The organism is Arthrobacter sp. SLBN-122 (assembly GCF_006715165.1).
Taxonomy (GTDB): Bacteria; Actinomycetota; Actinomycetes; order Actinomycetales; family Micrococcaceae; genus Arthrobacter.
Window position 1 is genome coordinate 4,347,918 of sequence record NZ_VFMS01000001.1, and the last position, 22,334, is coordinate 4,370,251.

The window sequence follows — 22,334 nt, forward strand, 5'->3', positions numbered from 1 at the left end:
AAGTCTTCTCACGCTCGCTAAGCCTGAGGCCCATAAAGCGCGAACTCGACAGCGCGTGTGAACGCCCAACCCCAACCTGGGCGCCCTACACTTCACCGCTGACGGCGCCCCCGGGGGTGGCCAGAGGCTTCTCTCCCCATCCGCTCAGACCGAGGGCGCATCGCGTTCGCCGGTGCGCGCGAGTCTGGGCCTTTTGCAAAACGCGCAATTCCGAGGTTGCCCTAATAGGAGTTCGGCTGCATCTCTCAAGTAAACGGCCACGTGGGAAGGTCAGCAAACCCGTTTATACCGTCAAACAGGGCGACGCTTCAAAGACCCCTAAGGGGGGACGAACTCAAAGCGCGCCTCGTTAGGGGATTGCGGAAGGGGGGCATCTCCATTGACGAAGGTAGGCCGACTAGAGCAATCTCATCCCACGGGAGACTCAGTCCGTGGTCTTAGCCCTCTGTTTGCTGGAGGAGGCGGCGCTAAGCAAACGCGCCTGAAATTTAGCCGCGCCGCTTTTGTAGGGAACTCGCAAGCCAACGAGCGGCTCCGCCGCGCCTAACGCCAAGCGTCTACCGGCAAAGGGACGCTCATAGAAAGCTCTCTCGATGCACGAATCAAAGCGCCCATTTCGCGGGCCTACCCACTTAGAACGTCTCCCTCGGAGCGGTGGTCAAATTCATAAGCGAAGCCGAATGACAGCATGGGCTGCCTGCGTTGCGGCAGTCGCGTTCGTCGGCGCGGTCGTGTCTGCCGTCCCGGCGCAAGCGGTCACCGGCTACCACGTTGTTGTCGGCTCTCTCGGCGTCAACGCTCGCTCCGGCCCAGGAACGGGATACTCGATCGTGGGCAAGCTCTACAACGGCCAAGCCATCGACATTGCTTGTCAGACCAAGGGGAGCTTGGTCGGCGTAGGGCTTCCAGGTACGCCTACAGACGTCTGGGACCAGCTAACCAATGGCTGGTTCATCGCTGACTACTACACGTCCACAACTGGGCTGAATGGAAGCTACACCCCGGGCATTCCGCAATGCGGGGCGGCACCGCCCCCACCACCACCGACGCCTCCTGTATCTCACCAACCATTGGACGGGTGCGCCCAAGTGAGGGTTGTGGGGGTCCGCGGCTCCGGAGAGGCGCTTTTCCAAACGGATGCTTATGGACGCCCCACGAACGTCTTGGCCAACAAAGGGCTAGGACCGGGGGTGGAGAACTTTTACGACAACCTCAACGGCGACCTGCACAGCGGCATTGCAGTAGACGTTCGGTCACACGAAATTCAATACGATGCCATACCAGTTCCGATGGGATGGGGGATCCTGGCTGGAGTATGGAATGGCTACTACGCCTCCTACCTAAGCGGCGTTCAATACGGCGTAAATCTCCTGTCCGCCTATGTGCAAGACCATCTGGACAACTGCAAGTCAGAGCATTTGATCCTGGCGGGCTACTCTCAGGGTGCGGACGTCGTTCACCAGGTCTGGAATACGTTCACAGCTACTGGCAACGCCGGACTGGATCGGACACGCGGCCGACTCGACGGCGTCGTACTTTTCGCCGACCCTAGATTCAATCCCTATCAAAAGAACGCCATACCAGCTCTCAGCTTGGATGAAGGGTCGTTCGCCAGCAACATATCATCCTATGGAATCTACGCCGGAGTGCCCGGGACCGGGCCTGTGAACTGGTTCGCAGGCCAAGAGGTCTATCACTTCATGAAGTCCTATTGCGACTTCAACGACCCCGTGTGCAACGGCGGCTTTTCGGTCGATGTCCACACTAACTACGTGGGCAGGCGCGTTACGGCTGACGCAGGCCATTCGCTGTCCCGTTGGCTGGTTGGGCACTATTTCCACTAACCAACTGCGGCAGATTCCGGTGTGAAGCAGAGACCCCTCCTCTATCGCGAGCAAGGTGTCTAGAGAAGGCCCCTCCTGAGAAAGACCTGGACGGGCCTTCTCCCTGCCCTGACTAACATTGCCCTGATGCCTACCCTCAAATTCAAGCTCGACGGCGTCCCCCGCGAGCTCGAATGGACGCAACCCGGCTTCACCGGGAAGGACGTCCACCGCTGCACCTACGGGCAGGAACCGAAGGTCATAGCAACCTTCACGCTCACCGACGGGAGCACCATCGAGGTCCACGGTATCGCCGAGCACTGGACCAAGGACGAGGTAGTGGTCTGCTGGACCGCTGACGAAGCTCAGCACTGCAAAGTCTGGACGCTGACCGGGAATGTCCGGCGTCCAGACGAAGGCGAGTGGAAGGGGCGCTTTGTCCCCCGCTGACGCGGCTACTTCACGGTAATCAGGATCGCGTAGGCCATGACGTACACCAGTGGCGCCATGACGGCGACGATAGCGGTAGTTGAGTCCTGGCTCTGACGGTTGGAGCGGCGCTTTTTCGCCATATAGGGCACGAACCTCGCGTAGCCTTGGGGCATCGACTATCTGGGGGTAGCAATGACTTTGAGTCCGGCTGTCGGCATTTTGGGCGTCCTGTACGCCGTCTTCACGATCACGTTGGCCATCCTGGCGGTCTACGCCCTGGTGCTGGTCATTATTTTCCTACGGCTGCGGATCGCCGAATTGAAGCGGACCACGAAGGCTGAAAGTTCCGGGTCATGAGCAGGGGCTTCGGCTGATGGCCCTGGCCAAGCGCCCGGCCCCGAACCCGGAGTGGGTGGAGATGTATCGGAGCGGCATCCCGGTCACCAGGATTTCCGTCGTCACCGGAGTCGCGCGGTCGGTGATCCGGTATCACTTGGCAAAGGCCGCCGAACAGGACGGGGGCCTCCGCGTCGCGCACAGTGCCGCCGCAGTACCCCCGTCGACTCGGCCTACCGTCGCTGGCCGCCGCAACCTGGAGGACGTCCTGGCGTTCTACAAGGGGGAAGGCCGGCGCCCTTTCCACCGCCGCTCGGCCCGGGAATCTGCCCTCGCTGCCTGGCTGGTACGACGACGGGAAGAGACAGCGGCCGGCAGCCTCTCCCCCGTTTATGCCGCGGCCTTGGATACCATTCCCGACTGGCGGGACTACCCGACCAAACGGGACGCCGACGCCGCCCGCTGGGCACAACGCCTGGGCGAAGTCGCCGCTCGGCGGGCCGCCGGGAAGGACTGGCCCCGGCACAACAAAACCGAAGACCAGGACGAGCGCACCCTCGGGGTGTGGCTGCACACCCAGCGCATCGACGCCCGGGCCGGGAAACTCACCGCGGCCAAGAAGAAGCAGCTCAACGATGTCATTCCCGGGTGGCGTGAGGGCCGGGTCCGGCGCGGCCGCAACAGCCTCCTGCCCTGAAGCCGGCCGTCCTGTGAATAGCCATAAGGTCACCGGATGGGAGACTGCGGGATGGGGAAACTACAGGCAGATCCGTATCTTCGAAGCATCCGGGCCCAGGTTCTGGGCGTCCTTTTAGGAGTGTGCCTCATCGCGCCGCCCTTGATCCGGCTGGGTGAGGGCCGCTGGACCGGTGTCGACTGGGTCTTCGTCACTGCCGGCACTGCGTTCGTGATGTTCTGGCTGTCCATGGCGGTTCTCGACTGGAGGGCGCGGCGCAGTAGCACCCAAGAAGGGAGCAGCCGTTGATGGGCGGCCGGGGTGGACGACGAGTCCAGGCCGCGGGAATATGAGGGAGACGATCAGCTACCGACCGGAGGAGGACACGATGAGCACAGCCTCCAATCAGAGCCGCAGCGGTGCCCACGCTGCCACTGATGTCGCTTCCGAGGCTCAGGACGAGGACACCCGTGCCATCCAGATCGCCGCCGCGCAGCTCCGACTCGTCACAGATCGGCGCTTGGGCAAGCAAACCCCGGAATGGGTCAAACAACTGGCGGCCGAGAAGCCGGACTCCCCCGCATCCTGACGCCGAGCCGGTCATTTCGCGCCCAACTGAGCCCGTCTGACAAGTTGCAGGCGAGCCTTCAGAACATGGCAGGAAAAGTCTGTGGCTTGGCCACGGGGGCTCGGCATGGCCGGAACATGATGTGGGCCGCCTAAGTGAGCGACCGAACGCTATGCATAAAGCGCGACTCTGCGCATTCAGGGGTCAGGCATTCAAGCTGCGCGAGCTTCCATTTCTCGGCTGATGACCCTAGATCGGATTTGTTGAAGACGCGCTGCCATGTCGGGTAAGCCATCTCACCGCAGACCGGACAAACTGCCGAGTAGGTCCGTCTCTCCGCCGGCGAAAATTCCCGATTGGTCTCCATCTACCCATGCTAGATCCGCGCATCCATTAATAGGCGCCTTAGAGGTAGGCGAAGAAGGCGCCGGATCTGGCACGAGTTGAGCTTGCAAACCCATCTCATCAATGACCGGACCGGGAAACGCACTGCGCCCCGAAGAGAAGCAGCCGAACACATGCTAAAAGGGGCACCCCTATAGCAAAAGGGGGTGTCAGATGCCTTGAAGATAGGCCTCAGCCGGCGTAATTTTTTCCCATCACTCGTCTCCATTGGGGTGGCGCTATGGACAGCGATCTTTATGAGCTGGAGAGAAATCGGGCGGAGCGCCTTCATCAATGCATCGGTCCTAGGCGTCTTCTTGCCGCTTGCGCAGCTTTGATGCTGGCCGTTCAGTTGTGCGCATGCAACGGCGGTGGCGGAAGTGGGGGGCAGCAGCCGCCCCAAGACTACGGCGATAGCGGGTCTCGAGCCAGCGCGCCAGCACCCTATGTCCCCGCGCCGGCCGTAAGCACGCCGGCGGCAATGATTCCCGATACAGGATGTACTTCCGAGTGGCCGCGAAGGGAACAGCCCGTTGCGCAGACCCCGGAGGGGCGCAAATACGTCGAACTTATTGTGGCCTGCGCGAACGATACGACGGGATCAGTCTCGCTGACCAATAAGAGCGACATGGTATGGGTGTTCTATTCAAATCCTCCCGTTTACCCGTCTCAGGTAGCCGCCGAGCCTAAAGTCCAAGAGTTTCACGCCTTGGCATCGGCGGGCATGTACGCCTATAGCTTCATGGCCCCATCCGAAACAATCCGTGTCGACTCGCCACCCGACTCGTTCGAATGGGCCATCCACCCTGATCTCAGCTTGGCTTGGATGACCAACGAATTCGTGCTCAAGCAAGCCGCTGCCGCACTCAAGAAGGGCGCAACGTCCGGCTCCGCCGTTCGCAAAGCTGTATGGGATTGCACGAAAGCTGTCTATGACGCTGCTGTGAAGGTCCCAAGAGTCCTTTCCCCTCAGTACGACCCTGGGGAACTGCTGAAACAAGGACTTGGCGTAGCGACGTCATCGGGGACATGCGGAGCATCTTGGGCAGCCGCTGAAAAGGAAGCCGCCGCGATTGCCGCTCCCCTCCCCACTTTCAAGCAAGTGGGTGAAGACGCACGCAATGCCTTGAAAGGCTCTGGGGAGCTCGCCCAAAAGTCTGAGGGCCTGCTGGAGGGGTTGGCGGCAACCGCTAAATCAATTTGCAAGGCCAGCCCCCGTTGCTAGTCGGGAAAGTCTGACTACTCCTCACTTGAGAAACACCTACTCAGCCTCCGGGCACGCGTCCTCGAGATGGCCGGCAGCAATCCGCTCAGCGGTGCGCCGGTACGCCTGCTCGATGTAGTTCTCGACATCCTGGCGGCCAACGCGCGACATGCCGCGGTTATCTTGCCTCGATTCAACCGTGGGGATTGTTCGTTTTGGCATCCCACTCGCCGCTCCTACACTTTCTGCGACCGATGTGAGGGTAAGGCCTGCCGAAGGGCAAAATGGTCATGAAGACGACTGTTGTCAGTGGTCCAGGAGACCATAATGACCTGCGCTTTCAACCCGGTTCGACAGGCTGAGGAAGGTCTGGTGGACCCGCGGCACCGGCGGCTTCTCCTGCGATAACAATGAGATCAGCGACGAAGGGATGAACCGGGGCGAATAGGTCGCACTATCCGGTCACGGGGTCTTGGGCAGGCGATAAGGGGACTCCCACGTTTCGCTGTTGTGTTCACCCTGCCCGTGGGTACGGGACACCCTAAGCTGTCACAGCGCGCCCGAGGCTATAGCTCTTTAGAGGAGAAGCCGGCTCCCGTCCACTCGATCAGCACTGCCCCATTTCTGCCCTCGTAGCCCTCACCTGTGAGCGCCGCGAGTTCCAGCGCGCAGCGCTGCGCTTCTGCCTGGCTATTGACTGTGGCAACGCTGGCGAACCGCTGCCCGAAGTTGGCCACGAGGCCCCACACCTTCTCTGCCCCGACTACGGAAAAGACCTCTACGTTCGTGAGGTTAATTAACATGAACTGGTCACCGACTGCCTTGACGTAAATCTGCATTCGGATAAAGTACCAGCGGCCGCTGCCTACCCTGCTGACGCCGCTCCGAGCGCCCGGCTTTGTGCAGCTGCGTCGGCCGAAGAAAACGAGATGGTGCCAAGTTCTTCCTCCAGCAGGACCTTCCAGTGGTTGAACATGCTTCCCGCCGGAAGCTGGGGCAGGCGCATCTCATATCGGTATCACTCGCCTTGAAAGAAACCCATGTCAGGGTTTAGAGGGCGCACGGCGTCTTGAAGGGAGCCCTTCCAGCCGCTGCCTCACATACGATCATTTTGGATAATTCACTGCACCCTGGGCGAGGCGCCCTAGGGACGCCTTTCACGAATCGCGATCCAACGGCTCGGCAGGGCGCCAGTAACGCCCTTGCTCCTGGTTAGCATGGTAAACCTTGGGGTTATGGATCGCAGTCGGGCCGGCGGCTAACCTTCTGCCGTCGGCCAGCGCTCAATCCTCCCGCGTCTGCCTTAGACGACCATCCCGGGCCGCTTCCAGCAGCGTTGTCAGATGCTGCACTTGCTCGGAAATTTTTTGGAGCTCTAGCTGGACAGGGGCTTCAGCAGCGTCGAGCTCGGCCTGGGTTTTTCCCTACCAGGCTTCGTCCGCGGTGATGCCCTTGCCTCAGCCCTGCTCACAGCGGCCGCCCCGGACCGCATGGCAGTCTACGATCGGCGGGGCCAGACTGGTCTGGAAAAGCTTGGGCTTTCGCTGTCCGCTGCAAAGGGGCGGTACGGGAGGTACACCGCTGCGAAGACGGCGAGTCAAAATTCACCGGACGGACCTGCACGTAGACTCGGCCGAGAACATCAATTGGGGGAACCATGATTCTTAGTAGGAAGCGCACGTGCGAGATGTGCGGGCAGGCGTCGGCGAAGCATGACAGGGATGTCCGATTCCGGCTCCCGGAACCTGTGTTGAACAGTCCGCAGCAGCACCGGGTTGAAGGTAGCTGGCTGAGCGACCCGGATCCGACCACGGCCGCGCTGATGCAGATCCCGAACATCAGTCCTTTCGTCCGGGCTCTCCTGCCGGTCAAGCTGCAGGGTGGACATGAGTTCCGGTTCGGCGTGTGGATCGCCATTCATCCGGAAGACCTCCAGCACGCGTGCAGGGTCTGGAACGCCCCGGAATACGGCGACCTGAAGCTGACCGGGTACCTTGCGAACAAAATACAGCCGTGGGGCCTCTACAAAGTCCCGGTGAACCTCGCCGTTCTGAACCCGGACCAGACGCCCTACTGTGTGAGCAGCCCGAACGAGGAGCTGAACGAGGTGCTTACCCAGGAGTGGCCACACGACATCCTCGCCTCTCTGCCTTGACACCCGGCCCCGGCCACCGTCCGTGGACGTTCGACTCCGTTTGCGTCAAGGTCCCGGCGCTGCCCCTGCTGGAGTTCAGCTGGCGGATCCCATCATCCAGCTGCTGCCCTGGTACGCGGCCGTCTACCTGCTGATCGGGGCCTGCATCTTCGGGCCTACCGGGAAGGTCCCGCCGGTTCGGCAGGCCGTGGCGTTCCTGCTGCCCGGCACCCTGCTCGTTCCCTTGGCGCTGCTGAACTTGGGTTTCTGGGCCGGCGGGTGGCTGCTGGGGTTGCCCGCGTGGGGCCTGCTGCTGAGCCGGTGCACCCGGGATAACCCGCTCAGGCCCGTTCAGCTGCTGAAGTTCCTGGGCCTGCTGGTGCTGGGCCTGGTGATCTTCACGTTCAACGCCATCACCCATTCCCGAGCCTGGGCCTGTTCCTGCTTCCCGTCATCCCGCTGGTCCGACTGGCCTACCCCGGGTACCGGTTCCAGGCAGCGGCGGAGCTTCTGCTGGCGATAGCCACCGTCTGGATTGCCTTCGCCCTTCCCACCCCTGAGGGCGCGTGGTCGCCACCATGGACATACGCCGGCGGGTCCGTGACCGTGGGTCTGATGATCGCATATTGGGCTCGCGGCCTCTCCTGGCCATCACCAGGGCGGCAGCTCAACGACGGCGCTGTCCTGTAGGACTGTCGCTCTTGCCGCCACGTCTTCGCAGGCGGGGCCGTATGGGGACTTTACCGGTACACAGGCGGGGCCTGTTGTGGAATCATGCGGGCATGGGACTTCCCGAGGACCCGGACAGGACGATGGCGGAGCGTCACCGCGCCACCTCGCACGATCCGGGTGAGGCGGAACGGCAGCAGGCGCTCAGACGGCGCCTGGTTGAATTCGTCCAAACTGCCCAGGCACGCCACATCCATCCGCTGCCGCTGGAGACTTACCGCGGCCACCGAAGATACCAGTCGTCACTCTTCGGCTGGCTCTTGATTCCCGATACCTGCCTTGCCGTCGCCACGGATGCGGAACTGTACCGATTGCACCTGGAGGGCGGAGGGTCCCGCAGCAAGACGCCTGTCCGGGAAGAATGGATCCGCAATGCTTACTGGCATGGCTGGGCGTCCAGGTGGGTCACGTTGGAAGAAATGCTGGTCGACGCAGTGGCGAGGGGCACGAGCCGCCTGCCCTAAGGAGCGGACGACTTCTGGGTGGCCGTTCCGCGAGGAATACGGCAACAGGATTGCATCCACAATGCTAAGCATGCTTATGATGGTTGTAGCCGATGGGGATCGGCTTGGGGAATGGGAAGAGTGAAGGGCGCGCTCAGCGAACGGGGCGCGCCTTTCCCGTGTCCAGAGGCAACTCAGGCTCGGCACGGTAAGCCAACGACGGGACGAGCACGATGAACACCGATGAGATGACCGATACGACCGTGGACGGCACTGCTCTGTGGCAGGGCCAGGAAGTCCGCGTCTATGCCGCCGGCTGCGACCTGGGCACCGGCCTCGTTGATGATCTGACAGTGGACGGGTCCATCGTTTGGATCGTCTTTGGCGGCGCCGAGCCGCGGCGCATGTTCCTTGAGGAGGACGCCGCGCGCTACACGGTACTCGGGTAAACCCATCCATCAGGCCAGCAGGAATTCGCACCAGAGCGGGTAGTGGTCGGAGATCCGCCAGGACACCTCGGTGCGGTTCAGGCCCGGGAAGACGTGCGGGATGAAGTCGAAGGTGCCGGCCCGCTGCCCGTACGCCATGCCCTTCAGCAGGGAGGTGCCGTCGGGCGTGGAGAACCAGGCGAGCTGGTCGTAGAAGTGCTTCGTCTTGTCGTCGTCGAAGATGGTCCGCGGGACGGCATTCAGTTCGGCCGGCGGCCAGAGGCCCGTAGAGATGAACGCCTCGTAGAGCGGGTCGCCGATCCGGTCCAGGTTGAAGTCGCCGAGGACCATCAGGTTGGTGTTCCACTCGTTGGGCCGCACCGCCCAGTCGTGCATCCATTGGGCGAACGCGGTAATCTCCGGCAGCCGTTCGGTCTCGTCCTTGCCCCACAGCACGTGGACGGTGGCGAGGGTGAACTGGACGCCAGCCCGGCTGAAGCTGGCGGTGTAGGGGGTGCGGGCGAACTGGCGGGCTGGCGCGTCCCCGATCGGTGGCAGCACGATTTCCCCGACCAGACCCGAGGGCCGGATCCGTGAGCTGTCGTATAGGAAGGCGAGGCGTTCCCCGTTGCCGGCCGCACCTTCGGTGACATCGGAGACGATGACTTGCCACTGCTCCCCTAGGCTGGCCATGAGTCGCTTGAGGGCTGCCGGGTTGCGGCGGGATTCCTGGACGGCGACGACATCGAACCGGGAGATGACCTCGGCAAGGCAGGCGATGGCGTGCCAGTCCCGCTTCGGTGAGTCCTTGGGCCCGGCCAGCCACTTGTTCGTGAGGTCGCCCAGTGCCCGAATGTTCCAGGTTCCGACCAGAAGATTGGACTCCGTCTTCGCGGGAATCGCAGCGTCCAGGGCGGCCTGCAGACGCCGCAGGTTTCCGGTCACCGCTGCTGGTGGCTGCTCTGTCATCACTCCATGCAACCAGACGGCATGGGGGATGTTTGCAGGCGCACCGGAGCCCGCATCACTTAGACAGTAGGGGCCAGGTTCCAGACGGATCACATATTGGTGGTGGTCCCGCTATGAATGCGCAATCACCTTGACCGCACATTGCTAAGCATGCTTATCATGGTCTCAGTCGGATGGGGATCCGGTGCGAAGGGGAATCGAAAAGGGTGCGCTCAGCGAACGGGGCGCGCCCTTTCCCGTATCTATGCCAACAACAGGAGGACAATGTGAGCGATTCCGGAACCAAGGAACAGCCTGTCGGTGAGCCCGGGGACCCGCAGACCGACACACCGAACACGAAGCCCGAGGAAGACCGTCCTATTACTGAGGACCCGGACGGCACCCCGAAGGAGAACCCTTCGGGAGGCTGATAGCCGTCAACGGGGCCTGCCAAGCGTCGAGTGGTAGGGAGTGAAAGCAGCGGGCCAGTCGGGACTGGGCCCGCTCTTTCTTTGCCCGCATGCTGCCAACCCTCGCGTAGCCTAGGGTCCAACGACTACTTGGGGGGTAGCAATGAACACTCTGACACCGGCTTTCGGCATCATCGGCATCCTGTACGCGGTCTTCACGATCGTGCTGGCCGGCCTGGCGGTGTATGCCCTGGTGCTGGCCATCATCTTCCTGCAGCTGCGGATCGCTGAGTTGAAGCGGGCCGCGCGGCCGAAGGGTGGCAGCCTGGAATGACGGCACCACCCGACTGATGGCCCGCACGAACCGCAGAGCCCCGGACCCTGAGTGGGTGCTGATGTACCGGCGCGGCATCACCATCCCAAAGATTGCCGCGGGCGTCGGCGCGTCCGAATCAACGGTACGGCGCCACATCGCAGCTGCCGTCAAGCAGGAGCCGGGGCTGCGCGCTGAGCATCAGGCGGTTCTTACGCCGGCTGCACCGCGGGTGACGGAGCCCGGCCGCAAAAACCTGGACGAGACCCTGGCCTTCTACAAGAGTGAGGGACGACTCCCGGTGCATCGCCCTTCCGCCCGGGAAAGGGCTCTGGCGGCTTGGCTGGTCCGGCGCCGCCACGACGCAGGAAATGGAACCCTCTCCCCCGCCTACGCTCTGGCCCTGGACACTATCCCGAACTGGCGGGACTACCCCACAAAGCGGGACGCCGACGAGGTTCGCTGGAAGCAGCGACTGGCCGAAGTCGCAGCCTACCTGGCCGCCGGCCACGACTGGCCCAGGCACAACAAGACCGACAACCAGGAGGAACGGACCCTGGGCGTGTGGCTTCACACCCAGCGCATCGACTACCGGGCCGGAAAGCTCACCTCAGCCAAGGAAGCCCAGCTGAACGAGGTCATCCCCGGCTGGCGGCAAGGACGGCGGCGGCGGGGTGCGAACAGCCGGAAAGGCGGGATTGAAGCTGGCGCGGCAGCCAGCCACCCATGCTGTGACTAGCCCCGTGCGGGACCAGGTGGGAAACTGCGGGATGGGGAAAATACAGTCAGACCCGTACCTGAACAGCATCCGGGCGCAGGTCCTGGGCGTCCTCCTAGGGTTGTGTCTCATTGCGCCGCCTCTGATCCGGCTGGTCGAGGGCCGCTGGACGGGGGTCGACTGGGTGTTCGTCATCGGCGGTGCAGCGTTCATGTTCTTCTGGCTCGCGGCCGCGGCCATCGGATGGCGGACCAGGCGAAGCGGCATCCGCCACGACCGCCCTTGACCTGCGCCGGGTCGCGGCTCTGATCGCCCGTGGGCACCAGAACCACCTCATGCCATTCCCGGCCCCGGCCCGGGCCGCCGCTTAGGCTGGGATCATGCCGCCGACACCGAGCCCCATCCCCGTCACCGTGGTGGCCCCTCCACCGGAGTGGTGGCAGATCGTTGCCGCACTCAGCCCCTTTGCGGTGCTCATTGGTGCCGTCGTCGCCGGGATTATCGGATTCAGGCAGATCAAGCAAAAGCGAGAAGCAGACAACCGCGCCGAATGGTGGAAACGGACTCAATGGGCCCTAGACGCCGTCTACTCAGGAGACCCGAAGCGCGGCACCGTCGGCCTCAAGGTCCTCACCGTCTTAGCCGAGAGCGGTCTGGCCGGCGAAGGCGAACTGGATGTCTTGGAGGCCGCCTGGGAGAACCCGCTCAGTGAGGCAGAGAAGCAGCAAACTGAAAACACCGCTAAAAGCCCCCTTCAGAGCGCCACCCCAGGGACCTTCGTGCCCGGGAGGCCAGCCCCGAGCGTGCAGCGCAGCCAGGAAGACGACGTGCTGCGCGATGGCCAGCTCGTCATCGACGAGAGGGGTGCTCATGTCTTTGGGGTGGACGATGAGCCTAGGCCACGGGACAATGAGGAAGACGACAAGCCACAACCTGCTGGAGGAGGACCGCGATGAGTACAGCTACCCATCCGAGCCGCCGCGGTGCCCACGCGGCTGGGGAAGCTGCTCCCGAAGCCCAGAATGAGGACACCCGGGCCATGCAGATCGCCGCAGCCCAGCTCCGGCTCGTCACGGATCGTCGCTTGGGCAAGCAGACCCCGGAGTGGGTCAAGCAACTGGCGGCCGAGAAGCCGCACTCCCGCGCGTCCTGAGGACGAGCCACTCCCTTAGCTCCCGAGCGACACCCGGCCGACCCTGCGGCGATGAGCGGACCCTGGGCGTCTGGCTGCACACCCAGCGCATCGATTACCGGGCCGGGAAGCTCACCGTGGCCAAGGAAACACAACTGAACGAGGTCATCCCAGGCTGGCGGCAGGGACGTCCGCGGCGCGGTGGGAACAGTCGGCCGCGCGGCGCTTAGTAGGTGGACCTGCGTGTGGCGATGAATGAATGAGAGACGATCTGACAGATTCTTCTAAGACCAGATCTTGAGGATCGGCCCAGCAGTTGGGCCAAGGGCTAAAGCTTCCTTGCCACGAGGGCCAGCCGTAAGATTGAGCTGCTGGGACGGCGGTGCCGCCGCAGGTCTGGCCGGACGTGGTGCCGCAGGCGGCCATGCACCTGTCACTTCGTCCCGAGCGGAAGCGGCAATGAGCACGAAAAATCACGCTTGGAGGCGGGGCGCCCTCGCAGTCGTCCTCCTCGTCTCTGGCTGTACCTATTCCACCGATGAACCCGCACCGTCATCAAGCTCACCGAGTCCCTTCGCTTCCCTGGAAAATCAGGTCCAGCTGTTCCTGGACGAGGGCGCGGTGTCCGCCGTCGTACAGATCCGTTGGCCCGAGAGCGAGTGGTCCAGGGCCTACGGCGTGCGCGATCTTGAGACCAGAACGCCAGCGCAGCCCACGGACCGGACAGAGGTCGCCAGCGTCACGAAGACGATGACGGCTGTGGCGGTGCTGAAACTCGTGGACGACCACCTGATAGGCCTCGACGATCCCGTCAATGACGTCATCCCCGGATTCACCTCCGCACTGAAGCCCCCGAGCCCTATCACTGTGAGGCAGCTGCTCAGCCACACATCCGGGATGCCCGAGGTCAATGATGCCCTGCCGAAAGATATTGACTTCCGCCCCGTCCTCACCCAGACACTCACTATGGAAAGGGGCCTGCAACTGGCAGGAGCCCTCCCTTGGGCCTCTGCCGACGTCGGGTCTTTCAAGTACTCGAATACGAACTACCTCGCGCTCGGCCTCCTGCTCCAGACGCTGCGGCGCAAACCCTTCATCCAGATCATGCAGGAGGAGGTCTTTGAACCCCTCGGTCTGAAGAACACCAGTCTGGACCGCGTTGATCCGCACGAGACGGGTCTATTACACGGCTACGTGACCCTGCGCGGTGAACGGGTAGACACCACAGACAACACCTTCTCGGTCGGCAACCCGGCAGGCGGAGCGGTATCGACGATGGAGGACTTGAACCTCCTCATGGCCGGAATCTTCCAGGGACGGGCGGTTTCGGCCTCGTCCCTGCGGGAAATGAAGACCAGTCCCGGCTTTCGCCTGTACGGGCTCGGCGTGTGGGAGCACGGGGACGGATGCTCGAAAGACTCTCGGCATGAGGGCCGGGGTTCGTTCTGGCAATACCAGACCGTAGCGGTCAGCAGCGGAGACGGGCGGTACCAGGCCGCGATGACAGTCACAACGCCACCGATGCCCACGGACTTAGAGGACCCCTCCACCCAGGAGAAGCGCGACTACCTGAACGGCCGGATTGAGTCGACCCTCAACGAGACCCTCGACCGACTCTGCAAGCCGGCCAACTGAGAAACACGTATCCGGTCGGATGATGCGCCCAAGAACGGGAGGATGCGTTCCCTGGCCCCCCCGATAGTTGGGTTAGCGGCGGCTGGATGGGTTGAGGGCATCCTTATCCGACGGGATGCCCGTGCGAGCAGTGGTCCTGCCCCGGCTGGATCTCGTGCCCTTGGATGCAAGTCCTCTCAGGCGGGAGCGGCCGGTCGTGATAACTGAGGAAGACGCTGCTGTACCCGCGCTCTATGCCCTCGTCCTCGCGCCGCAGCCACTCCGCCAGATGCAGCCTGTGATGCTCGTTGCCCTTCTCTGGCTTTGTCGATTCATCCGTCCGATGCCTGAGAGGTTTCTTCACCATGGCACTCGCGACCTTCAATACCGTCCCTGTTCGGCGCAGAGAGGAACCGGTGCAACCATGATAGAAGCCCGGCACTGCGGCAGCAATCGGCTGCGCTCGGGCCTTTGGACCCCAGCGTTACGCCATCAGGCGACCACGGCCCTCTGCTACTGGCAGGTGCGCACCACCCGTCGATGGATGAGCGTGAACGTGCCGCTGCTCTGCCCGCTCTTCGGCTGGAACCATCGCAAAGTCATGGACAAGGGCGGAACAAGATTGCCGCCTGTCTGGGCGCGCGGCTGGTTGCCAACTCATCGCGCGAGGAGTCACGTCCCTGAACCGACTGCGCCTCGGTGAGCCAATGCATGCCGGGGCCTTGCATCAGGCCAGACGGGACTTGGCTACTGTTTACTGGCCCTTCATGCGGGGAGCGTCCCTTTGGGAACGACAAGCCTGGCATGCCGGCGTTGGTCTACCACCAGCGTTTCAGCGCCCACCCGTTGGCTGCACCATCCCCGGCATCGGCGGCCTCCCCGTCTTTGCCGCAGCGCAGACATCGCTTATAGATCGCTCCATCTTCAGTATGTTCAATGTGCCATTCATGGCGGACGTTGAATTTGCACAGCAAGGCAAGGGCTTCAACATAGCCTTCTCCTATCTGCGCATCTGGCAGTTCGGCAGCGGACTTAAGGATCGTCGGCTATTCGAAGAGCTCCACGCGTGGTTCGCCCTGAACGCCGCTGCGTTGCATCGCGTCCCTCAAGTCCTCCCGTCCGAAGAACGCCGTCGCGGTTTGCACGTTGTCGAAATGATGGATGACGAGGACGTTGTTAGGGTCATCGACCATCTGGTGTACTGACTCCTCGGTCACCCCTCAGTCTTTCTGCATGTCGCCCACAGAGTCGCAGACCTTGCGCCAGGTGTCGTAGTCGGCGACGCGGTGAAGGATGGTTGCAACGGTCATGGTGCTTCTCCTTTGAAGCGTGCAGCGCCGTTCGTTGCGGCACATTTTCTGCATCGACCCCGAATAGAGCCGCTACTGGCTGTGTTACTCCGGCACCGGAGGGGTGTCAATGAGCATCCTGCTGGAAGGCTGCATCGATCGATCAAAAGGGCAGCGCACTCAGCCGTGAGAGTCAGGAGCATAGCATGCCTAAGCCAGCCCTTCGGCCGCCGCCAGGCGCGGCGAGGCCGGGTGGGAAGAGCAAGCGGCCCCTGGGCAGATTACGCCCCGAGTCACCACGGCGGCCGCATAAACCGCCGTGTACGTCTACCGCAGCGCGGTCCTTAGCCGCTCCGTGAAGTCGCCGAGGGATTCCCGCCATTCCGGTTCGTCGGCGTCATCCCACAGCTCGGCAAGCTCGGACTTCTCCCCTGCCACGCGTTCGACGGACTCAAGGGCCATCTCCACGTCCTCTGCGGTGATTTCTGCTCCATGGGCGGTCACCCAGTCGGTGATATTCTCTGCCAGGTCCCCGAGCGGGTTTCCTTGGGTGGCAGCGGTGACCTCTGCAGCGGCAAGGGCAATTGCGCCGGCCGGAGCCTCAACGTACCTGTCGCCGCCCTTCGCCAATGCTGACCGAACGACGTCCGCGCCGCCGGCTTCGAGCTCCTCCAGCCAGTCCAGCGCGTCGTCATTCTCGAACGGCAAGTAGCCCCATGCGCCCATCATTGCCCCTCTCGGTGTCAGGTTGCTGGCACCACTATGGCAGGCGCGGGCAAACCGGAACAGCGTAGGACGGACATCTCTCTCAGTCAGGAAGGTCAAAGAGGCTCTTCGGGTCGTCGGCGCCGAGCAGGTCGTGATGGAAGACGATGGCGTCCACGGGTCGGGTGTCGACGAAGAGCACGGCCACCTGCCGGGAGTGGACGACCGTGTACCGGGTGGGTCCGTCCACCCAGGAGTGGATGCCGGTGTACTCCTCGACGAACAATCCGTCACCGAGCAGACCCCGCTGATCAAGCAGGTCGTAGACAAGATTCCAGGCCAGATCCATGAGTTCATGGATGGCCGCCTCCACCGTCGGAGCCGTCATAGCTCCATGGTGCTTCTGGGCACTGACAGGATGACGGACCTGGTTGTCTTCCATGCGTGGGTATGCCGTGATTAGGCTGGAATAACAGGACCGAATTGAGGGACGAAAAGAAGAAGGTTTCGAGGCTCATGGGAGCAGCAACGGATGGTCTTGCGGGCGGTCTCACAGTGGCATTCCTGCTGTTTACAGCAATCCTGGTGATCGACTAAGCAGGATCGACTGCCCTTGTACGGTCGAAGGTTAGGCGCAGGCCTCGGTATACCAGCCAAACAGCCCCCTGCAACTACCTAATCGACCTTCCCCGCCTTCCCCGCCAGTCTCAGGCAGCGTAACGTTGTGCCGGGGAGGAGAACCGAACGGTCTTCGCGACACATGCCGGAATAGGCGTGCATATGCTCGGTCCTGGGGCCCCGCGGATTTTATATCTCATACCTTGCATTGCGAGAAGAAAGCACGCTCCACAAAGTTTGAACCTGTTGGTATGCGTTCTCGTAAAGCTGATAACTCTTCGCCGTCGTAGGCGGCCGCATAACAGTCCCGGCTGCAAGATGAAGGATCTGGTTACGATCTTGCTGCGCCGCGCTGATGTCTCGAAAGTGCCCCTTGGGCATAGGCGCCCAATCCACCTGCTGAGCCTATAGGCCTGCAGTCTTTTTCCTAGCGGGAGAGTTCCATGCACACCCTTAGAAAGTTCTTGCTTATTCCTGCCCTTATTTTTGCATTTCTCGGCTCAGCCGCTGCAATTCCTGCTGCCAACGCCGCGAGTACCGGCGGTGCTTCTGTCACAAATGACTCTGATTGTGTCCCTTACGGGACGTCGATAATTTGCTTCAAATATCTTAACGTCGTGAGCAGTGTTGAGACCCCTAACGGTGGCACGGCCTACACGCAAAAGACGTATGCGACCCAAACCGTCACGTCCCCTGAGGGAGATTTCAAGTACGAGGTCAAGTTCACCTTCCGCAACGAGTACGTGTACCAAAAAGGCGAGTTCCGTGTAATCGTTGCCTCCTTCACATCCACGGCAAAAGTTCCAGGCTACGGCACCTGCACTTCCCGGTCTGAATCCGTTTTCTCGAACGGAGAGGTTCACGTCTATACGACTTCCTATACCTGCCACCCATAGCTCGGCTGGAACGCTCGGTTTCTGGCTTCCGCAGCAATTACCCGGGAGGGCTTTGTCCTCCCGGGTACTCAAACAGTTGCGGGGCAGGCCCCGCGTGTCCTCATTCAGTACAGCTAGGCCGGCGGAACAAGGACGCACTTGGGCGAGCCAGTGAAGCATAAAACTGGGATAGTCCTGGCAGAGATCCCGGTTCTTGGTGGCACCGCATTCTTCCCGGTCCTGCCGCCGAGGACAATTGGAAATCGTCCGGGTCCACCACTTCCTATGCATGAGGACGAATCCGTGCCCCGCCTCTACCGACGACGGAGCGCCTGTAAAGAGCTAAGCGCCGGGAAGACCGCCGCGGTTGTCTTCGACGTTGGTTTTGAGATGAAGACGAGCCAGAGCCCTCAGCGCTGGTCGAAGACATCGGCGGCACTCCCGTCTGTAACTCCGAGGAAACCGACGGCGAGTACGACGACTTACTGAACGCCACCAGCCCGGATCCACAGCTCGTTACCCTGGTCGTCGGATCACACACGTGAACTGCTACTCCCCCTCGTCAGCGACGCCATCGTCAGTGATCTCTCCGGCGGCGATACGTTCACCGGTGCGCCGGTACGCCTCGGCGATGTAGTCTTCAAGGTCTTGCCGGCCGATGCGCCAAAGGCCCCTCTTATCTTGCCTCGATCCAGCTGTAGGGAGCGCTTGTTTTGGCATCCCACTCGCCGCTCCTTACACTTTCCGCCGCCGGCGTGAGGGTAGGGCTTACCGGACTGGAGTCACTGGGGCAAATGGGTCAGTACCACCGCACCGATGGCAGCTCCCAACACGACAAAGCCCACCCCAACGATTCTGTAAACGCCACTGTCTGGAGCCGAACCGTTGAAGAACAGTGAAGCGTTGTCCTTTGCGTACTGGCCAAGCCAACGCGCGGATCCGCGGAAGTCCGCGACCACAGAGAGGCCAAGCAACACGGCCACCGAAGCCGCACCTATGGCCGCCGCGCCAAGGAGGGTCCTGTCCACTTGGCCGAGCAAGATCAAAGCCAGGACCGCGACAACGAATAGGATGCCCAGAACTTTCAGCGGCCATGGCAGTGGTGCATCCGACTTCACGAGCTCCCCCTAGTTCCGAGTTCCGACACCCCATCCCGACACTCCGTCGGCACTGCGGGCATGGCTGAACTAAATCACTGACACGGCATGCCCAGCAAGACGCTTGCGCGGATCTTGCGGCCGAGGGCTACGAGGATGCCGGCTCGACAGCCTCCAGGATCTTCTGCAGCGTCGCGGGACTGGCTGCGAGCTCAATGCCACCGCCAGCTGACTCCAGGGCGACGATCTGGAAGCCGAACGGCACGGCCTGCTTGTTGTCCTGGCGGGTAGAGACCCGGTGGTCCGGAGTGCGGTGAGGGCGCGGCTGCGGCCGCTGGCGATCAACTCGTCGTAGACGGCCGGCTGGAAGTCGATTCGGCCCGGAGCCGGGGTGGCAATAGCTATCTGCCAGACGCCGCTCAACGAGCCCGGCAGCGAGTTCGGGTACCGCAGGAACATCAGCGACTGACCTCTCTCATCGAGCCTTGCCGCGGTTCCGCGGAAGCGTTTCTGGGTGAAATAGGTACCTCCGGCAAGAATAAGCGCGTAGAACAGCCCGCTTACAAGGGCGCTGTCGAATGCTTCTCCAAAGATCAGGCCGCCACCCATGTAGAACGAAAAGGCGAAGACACCGATCACCGCCACCCGCAGGCTCGGAGGCAGCGCACGCCACCACTTCCTCATGGCGGGAGTCTAAAGGAGGCCTTTTCCTGTCGCTACGCCTCCTCAGCCTCCGTGCCATCTTCGAGCTCGCCAGCGGCAATCCGCTCAGCTGTGCGCCGGTAGGCCTGGTCGATGTAGTCCTCGACGTCCCGGCGGCCGATGCGCCACATGCCGCGGCCACCGACCTGAAAAGCACGCAACTCCCCCGTCCTGATGAGACCTTGAACGAGGCTTTGCTTCACGTTCAATTCGTCGGCGACCTGCGCCATGGTCAGGAAACGGGGCTGGTTTGGTTCAGCAGTCACCGGCCTATCCTATTCCGGTGTTGTTTGCCGGTTCGGGAACCACCCATCCTCACGAACATCGCAAAAACCATACGCGGCCTGTGAGGCTCCTCCCCCGTCATCCAGGGAACAAACCGGAGCAGCCCCGATTAGCGGGCAAGATAACCCCTGCCCCCAACTTGAATAGCCCGAAGCTCCCCCGCCTTGATCATGGCGTGGATCTGGTTCGGCTTCACATTCAGCTCTTCGGCAGCCTGGGTGGGGGTCATGAAGCGGGGCTTCGTTTCGGGTACGTCAATCACCGGTTCATCCTATGGGCTGTGCACCGGCAGCGGAGGTCGACGCCAGTCAGTAACATCCGGATCATTTTGGATGAGGAGGTCCTCCAGGGCCGGCCAGCCACGCGTCGCGACAAAGGAAGCTTCAGCAGGAAAGAGCGGCACGAGCCAGGAGATGACGATCGGACCCTCAGAATCCTCGCATGTCGCGAACGCTTCTGGCTGGTAAACCGGAACACCGAAGTAGAAGGCTTCAAGGCCGGTGTCAGGATCCAGCGCTCCCCTGGGGCCCATGACTTCTCCTCGAAGGGGAGCCCGGCCCTCGTGGATCACTTCCTGCACGAGCTGCTGCATGATCGACGGAACGTACCGTTCAAAATGGCCGCGGCGGACCAAGATCAAGAGTTCCATCCGGACTGGCGCCTTGCCTGGCAAGGCCAGTTCATGCCGGCTCAAACCCAGGGTGGAGTAGGCGGTCACACCGTCAAGGGGGCCGTCAGCAAATTTGACGACCTGCGCGTGCTGGGGGTTTCCGTCGGCATCTTTGGACCAACCTTCGGAGATGGTGCCCAAATAGCGTTCAAAATGCTCCACGAGGTGTGCCATACGCCAACCCTACCGACGGTCCTAGTAGTCGATGGCTTTCCGGTCCATGGACTTCAGCGCGGCGAGCCGGGCTTCCACTTCGGTCTGCTCTCCGAGGTCTTCCAGGGAGGCGAACTGGGCGTCCAGGGGTGAGGCGGCGAGTTCCTGCTGGCCACGGACGGTGGCCTCCTTCCGGCGGATGTTCTCCTCGTACCGGCCGATGGCCGAGGTGGGGTCTCCGGCGTCCAATGCCTTGAGGGCGTCGTTGACCTGAGTCTGGGTGGCAGCGACACGGGCCCGGTTGACGAGCTCGTTGCGCTTGGCCGTCAGCTCGCCAAGCTTGCCCCGCATCTGGTCCAGGCCCTGCTTGAGCTTGTCCACGACCTCGTTCTGGGCCGTCAGGGAAGGTTCCTGGGCCTTGGCGGTGGTTTCGGCGGTCATTTGCCGTCTGATGGCGACTTTGGCCAGGTTGTCGAACTTGTCGGCGTCCACGGGATTCCCGGCGGCACGGAACTCATCAGCCTTCTTCGAGGCGGCGATGGCCTTGCTGCCCCAGGTGTTGGCGTCGTTCATGGCACGGTTGTAGTCATCTTCAGCCATCCGCAAGTTGCCGATCGTGGTGGCCACGGCCGCTTCGGCTTCACGGATGTTCTCGGAGTAGTCGCGGACCATCTGGTCCAGCATCTTTTGCGGGTCTTCCGCGTTGTCCAGGAGGGCGTTCAGGTTGGCCTTGGCGAGCTGGGCAACGCGGGCGAAAATACTCTGCTTCACGGGGGTCTTTCTACGGGTAGGGCAATTCGGATTCTATGTGTACGGCAATGAAGGTGCCAGACGCTCCCTGCGCGTCACAGCCCCCGAGTGGACTATTACCGGAGAGGATAGCCAGATGGATATGGCCGACTTCTACGCCCTTCAGCAACTGACGGCGCCTCTCAGTACCGGAAGGCAAGGCAAACTGACCGTTCACGACCTAGGCCACCTGCGGCTGCCGTCGGGGAAGCTCGGTGCCTGCGATCCCTTCACGAGCCTCGAATACCCCCTGGTCGTCCGCCTCACTCCCGGAGACTACCCAGTTCGCGTCACGGTGGCTGATGTTTCACCCGAACAGGACGGGTCACACCTGCGGGAGGCGTACCTCTCGCTCGTGCTCTCAGACGCAGAGTCAGTAACCGTCGAGGCTGCCCCCGGCCCGGAAGGTCCGCCTCCTCCCGGCCACTACTTCACGGTGGGAGTTGATGCCGGCACCGTGGCCTTCGTTGACGCCGAAGCCGTACTGCGCTGCATGCCCGACCCAACAACGTGGTACGAGGAGTTGTTCGACTCGGATGATCCCGACTCCTGGTTCAGCCTGATGGACGCTGACGGACTATACCCCGCCGGGACCGCAAACATTGTCATGCCGTTGGCGCCGAACGGCGAAAATGTCGTGCTCTCGCACTCCGGCTGGGGCGACGGCGAGTACTGGCTGCTCCAAACGAAAGACGCCCAAGGCAATCTGACTGGTGTCCACATCGACCTCGCGGTCGCTGGGAAGTTTGACGAGGAACCAGGCAGGAAGGAGCCTTTCCCATCAGCTGGTGTGACCGATCCTAAGCCACAGAGAAAGAGCTGGCTGGCCAAGCTATTGGGGCGATAGGCTCGTTCCGGT

General features: G+C 62.3%; 31 protein-coding genes. 20 read left to right on the forward strand and 11 right to left on the reverse strand.

Features of this window, described 5'->3' with window-relative positions; translation table 11 throughout:
• Window positions 1-680: 680 nt before the first annotated feature.
• From FBY36_RS19920 to FBY36_RS19940, 6 genes are all read left to right on the forward strand, one after another.
• Window positions 681-1,844, forward strand: a complete 1,164-nt coding sequence (locus FBY36_RS19920) for a cutinase family protein (RefSeq protein ID WP_160141918.1) — start codon at window positions 681-683, stop codon at window positions 1,842-1,844.
• 126 nt (window positions 1,845-1,970) lie between these two features.
• Window positions 1,971-2,273: a hypothetical protein gene (locus FBY36_RS19925; protein WP_142122245.1), complete on the forward strand. Its 303-nt coding sequence runs from the start codon at window positions 1,971-1,973 to the stop codon at window positions 2,271-2,273.
• 174 nt (window positions 2,274-2,447) lie between these two features.
• Complete coding sequence (locus FBY36_RS20750) at window positions 2,448-2,612, forward strand: hypothetical protein (protein ID WP_200830538.1); 165 nt, start codon at window positions 2,448-2,450, stop codon at window positions 2,610-2,612.
• A gap of 16 nt (window positions 2,613-2,628) precedes the next feature.
• Window positions 2,629-3,288: a helicase associated domain-containing protein gene (locus FBY36_RS19930; RefSeq protein WP_142122247.1), complete on the forward strand. Its 660-nt coding sequence runs from the start codon at window positions 2,629-2,631 to the stop codon at window positions 3,286-3,288.
• 367 nt (window positions 3,289-3,655) lie between these two features.
• Entirely contained in the window at window positions 3,656-3,856 is a 201-nt protein-coding gene (locus FBY36_RS19935; RefSeq protein WP_142122249.1) for a hypothetical protein, read from the forward strand.
• 844 nt (window positions 3,857-4,700) lie between these two features.
• The gene (locus tag FBY36_RS19940) at window positions 4,701-5,444 is read left to right on the forward strand and encodes a hypothetical protein (RefSeq protein WP_142122251.1); all 744 of its coding nucleotides are present in this window, start codon (window positions 4,701-4,703) and stop codon (window positions 5,442-5,444) included.
• Window positions 5,445-5,480: 36 nt separating this feature from the next.
• Here FBY36_RS19940 and FBY36_RS19945 read toward each other — a convergent pair whose 3' ends face one another.
• From FBY36_RS19945 to FBY36_RS20625, 3 genes are all read right to left on the reverse strand, one after another.
• Window positions 5,481-5,645, reverse strand: a complete 165-nt coding sequence (locus tag FBY36_RS19945) for a hypothetical protein (protein WP_200830539.1) — start codon at window positions 5,643-5,645, stop codon at window positions 5,481-5,483.
• Window positions 5,646-5,989: 344 nt separating this feature from the next.
• On the reverse strand, window positions 5,990-6,262 hold the full coding sequence (locus FBY36_RS19950) for a hypothetical protein (RefSeq protein WP_142122253.1): 273 nt from the start codon (window positions 6,260-6,262) through the stop codon (window positions 5,990-5,992).
• 26 nt (window positions 6,263-6,288) lie between these two features.
• Entirely contained in the window at window positions 6,289-6,429 is a 141-nt protein-coding gene (locus FBY36_RS20625; RefSeq protein WP_160141919.1) for a hypothetical protein, read from the reverse strand.
• Between the two features lie 681 nt (window positions 6,430-7,110).
• Here FBY36_RS20625 and FBY36_RS19955 point away from each other — a divergent pair.
• The 4 genes from FBY36_RS19955 to FBY36_RS19970 all read left to right on the forward strand — a co-directional run bounded on the left by FBY36_RS19955 (window position 7,111) and on the right by FBY36_RS19970 (window position 9,178).
• Window positions 7,111-7,578 carry a DUF2199 domain-containing protein gene (locus FBY36_RS19955; protein ID WP_160141920.1) on the forward strand — a complete coding sequence of 156 codons (468 nt, stop codon included), beginning with the start codon at window positions 7,111-7,113 and terminating at the stop codon, window positions 7,576-7,578.
• A 22-nt stretch (window positions 7,579-7,600) separates the two neighbouring features.
• A complete protein-coding gene (locus tag FBY36_RS19960) occupies window positions 7,601-8,080 on the forward strand; it encodes a hypothetical protein (RefSeq protein WP_142122257.1) in 480 nt (159 codons plus the stop codon).
• A 259-nt stretch (window positions 8,081-8,339) separates the two neighbouring features.
• Window positions 8,340-8,750: a hypothetical protein gene (locus tag FBY36_RS19965; RefSeq protein ID WP_142122259.1), complete on the forward strand. Its 411-nt coding sequence runs from the start codon at window positions 8,340-8,342 to the stop codon at window positions 8,748-8,750.
• 212 nt (window positions 8,751-8,962) lie between these two features.
• On the forward strand, window positions 8,963-9,178 hold the full coding sequence (locus tag FBY36_RS19970; protein ID WP_235008913.1) for a hypothetical protein: 216 nt from the start codon (window positions 8,963-8,965) through the stop codon (window positions 9,176-9,178).
• A 9-nt stretch (window positions 9,179-9,187) separates the two neighbouring features.
• On the opposite strand, the gene FBY36_RS19975 is transcribed toward FBY36_RS19970, so the two are convergent.
• Entirely contained in the window at window positions 9,188-10,126 is a 939-nt protein-coding gene (locus tag FBY36_RS19975) for an endonuclease/exonuclease/phosphatase family protein (RefSeq protein ID WP_142122261.1), read from the reverse strand.
• A gap of 266 nt (window positions 10,127-10,392) precedes the next feature.
• Here FBY36_RS19975 and FBY36_RS20630 point away from each other — a divergent pair, with 266 nt between their 5' ends.
• From FBY36_RS20630 to FBY36_RS20010, 8 genes are all read left to right on the forward strand, one after another.
• On the forward strand, window positions 10,393-10,536 hold the full coding sequence (locus FBY36_RS20630; RefSeq protein WP_160141921.1) for a hypothetical protein: 144 nt from the start codon (window positions 10,393-10,395) through the stop codon (window positions 10,534-10,536).
• A 142-nt stretch (window positions 10,537-10,678) separates the two neighbouring features.
• Complete coding sequence (locus FBY36_RS20755) at window positions 10,679-10,849, forward strand: hypothetical protein (protein WP_200830540.1); 171 nt, start codon at window positions 10,679-10,681, stop codon at window positions 10,847-10,849.
• A gap of 16 nt (window positions 10,850-10,865) precedes the next feature.
• Complete coding sequence (locus FBY36_RS19980; RefSeq protein ID WP_142122263.1) at window positions 10,866-11,567, forward strand: helicase associated domain-containing protein; 702 nt, start codon at window positions 10,866-10,868, stop codon at window positions 11,565-11,567.
• A 31-nt stretch (window positions 11,568-11,598) separates the two neighbouring features.
• The gene (locus FBY36_RS19985; RefSeq protein WP_142122265.1) at window positions 11,599-11,832 is read left to right on the forward strand and encodes a hypothetical protein; all 234 of its coding nucleotides are present in this window, start codon (window positions 11,599-11,601) and stop codon (window positions 11,830-11,832) included.
• Window positions 11,833-11,926: 94 nt separating this feature from the next.
• Window positions 11,927-12,502 (forward strand): hypothetical protein, encoded by a 576-nt coding sequence (locus tag FBY36_RS19990; protein WP_142122267.1) that lies wholly within the window; start codon window positions 11,927-11,929, stop codon window positions 12,500-12,502.
• The gene (locus tag FBY36_RS19995; protein WP_142122269.1) at window positions 12,499-12,699 is read left to right on the forward strand and encodes a hypothetical protein; all 201 of its coding nucleotides are present in this window, start codon (window positions 12,499-12,501) and stop codon (window positions 12,697-12,699) included. The genes FBY36_RS19990 and FBY36_RS19995 overlap by 4 nt, the downstream gene beginning before the upstream one ends.
• Window positions 12,700-13,137: 438 nt before the next feature.
• Window positions 13,138-14,313, forward strand: a complete 1,176-nt coding sequence (locus tag FBY36_RS20000; RefSeq protein WP_142122271.1) for a serine hydrolase domain-containing protein — start codon at window positions 13,138-13,140, stop codon at window positions 14,311-14,313.
• Between the two features lie 926 nt (window positions 14,314-15,239).
• Window positions 15,240-15,497 (forward strand): hypothetical protein, encoded by a 258-nt coding sequence (locus tag FBY36_RS20010; RefSeq protein WP_142122273.1) that lies wholly within the window; start codon window positions 15,240-15,242, stop codon window positions 15,495-15,497.
• A 411-nt stretch (window positions 15,498-15,908) separates the two neighbouring features.
• Here FBY36_RS20010 and FBY36_RS20015 read toward each other — a convergent pair whose 3' ends face one another.
• Window positions 15,909-16,310: a DUF4259 domain-containing protein gene (locus FBY36_RS20015; RefSeq protein ID WP_142122275.1), complete on the reverse strand. Its 402-nt coding sequence runs from the start codon at window positions 16,308-16,310 to the stop codon at window positions 15,909-15,911.
• Window positions 16,311-16,389: 79 nt separating this feature from the next.
• The gene (locus FBY36_RS20020; protein WP_142122277.1) at window positions 16,390-16,674 is read right to left on the reverse strand and encodes a hypothetical protein; all 285 of its coding nucleotides are present in this window, start codon (window positions 16,672-16,674) and stop codon (window positions 16,390-16,392) included.
• 673 nt (window positions 16,675-17,347) lie between these two features.
• Here FBY36_RS20020 and FBY36_RS20025 point away from each other — a divergent pair.
• Complete coding sequence (locus tag FBY36_RS20025) at window positions 17,348-17,800, forward strand: hypothetical protein (protein WP_142122279.1); 453 nt, start codon at window positions 17,348-17,350, stop codon at window positions 17,798-17,800.
• A gap of 761 nt (window positions 17,801-18,561) precedes the next feature.
• Here FBY36_RS20025 and FBY36_RS20035 read toward each other — a convergent pair.
• The 5 genes from FBY36_RS20035 to FBY36_RS20055 form a co-directional block, all read right to left on the reverse strand.
• Complete coding sequence (locus FBY36_RS20035; RefSeq protein ID WP_142122281.1) at window positions 18,562-18,897, reverse strand: hypothetical protein; 336 nt, start codon at window positions 18,895-18,897, stop codon at window positions 18,562-18,564.
• A gap of 695 nt (window positions 18,898-19,592) precedes the next feature.
• Window positions 19,593-19,844 (reverse strand): helix-turn-helix domain-containing protein, encoded by a 252-nt coding sequence (locus FBY36_RS20040; RefSeq protein WP_142122283.1) that lies wholly within the window; start codon window positions 19,842-19,844, stop codon window positions 19,593-19,595.
• Window positions 19,845-19,972: 128 nt separating this feature from the next.
• Window positions 19,973-20,125, reverse strand: coding sequence for a helix-turn-helix domain-containing protein (locus FBY36_RS20045; RefSeq protein ID WP_235008914.1), 153 nt, complete (start codon window positions 20,123-20,125; stop codon window positions 19,973-19,975).
• A gap of 9 nt (window positions 20,126-20,134) precedes the next feature.
• Window positions 20,135-20,707, reverse strand: coding sequence for a suppressor of fused domain protein (locus tag FBY36_RS20050; protein ID WP_142122285.1), 573 nt, complete (start codon window positions 20,705-20,707; stop codon window positions 20,135-20,137).
• Between the two features lie 21 nt (window positions 20,708-20,728).
• A complete protein-coding gene (locus FBY36_RS20055) occupies window positions 20,729-21,457 on the reverse strand; it encodes a PspA/IM30 family protein (RefSeq protein ID WP_142122287.1) in 729 nt (242 codons plus the stop codon).
• A gap of 115 nt (window positions 21,458-21,572) precedes the next feature.
• Between FBY36_RS20055 and FBY36_RS20060 the strand changes: the two genes are divergently transcribed.
• Window positions 21,573-22,322 carry a DUF4241 domain-containing protein gene (locus FBY36_RS20060; RefSeq protein WP_142122289.1) on the forward strand — a complete coding sequence of 250 codons (750 nt, stop codon included), beginning with the start codon at window positions 21,573-21,575 and terminating at the stop codon, window positions 22,320-22,322.
• The last annotated feature ends 12 nt before the right edge of the window (window positions 22,323-22,334 follow it).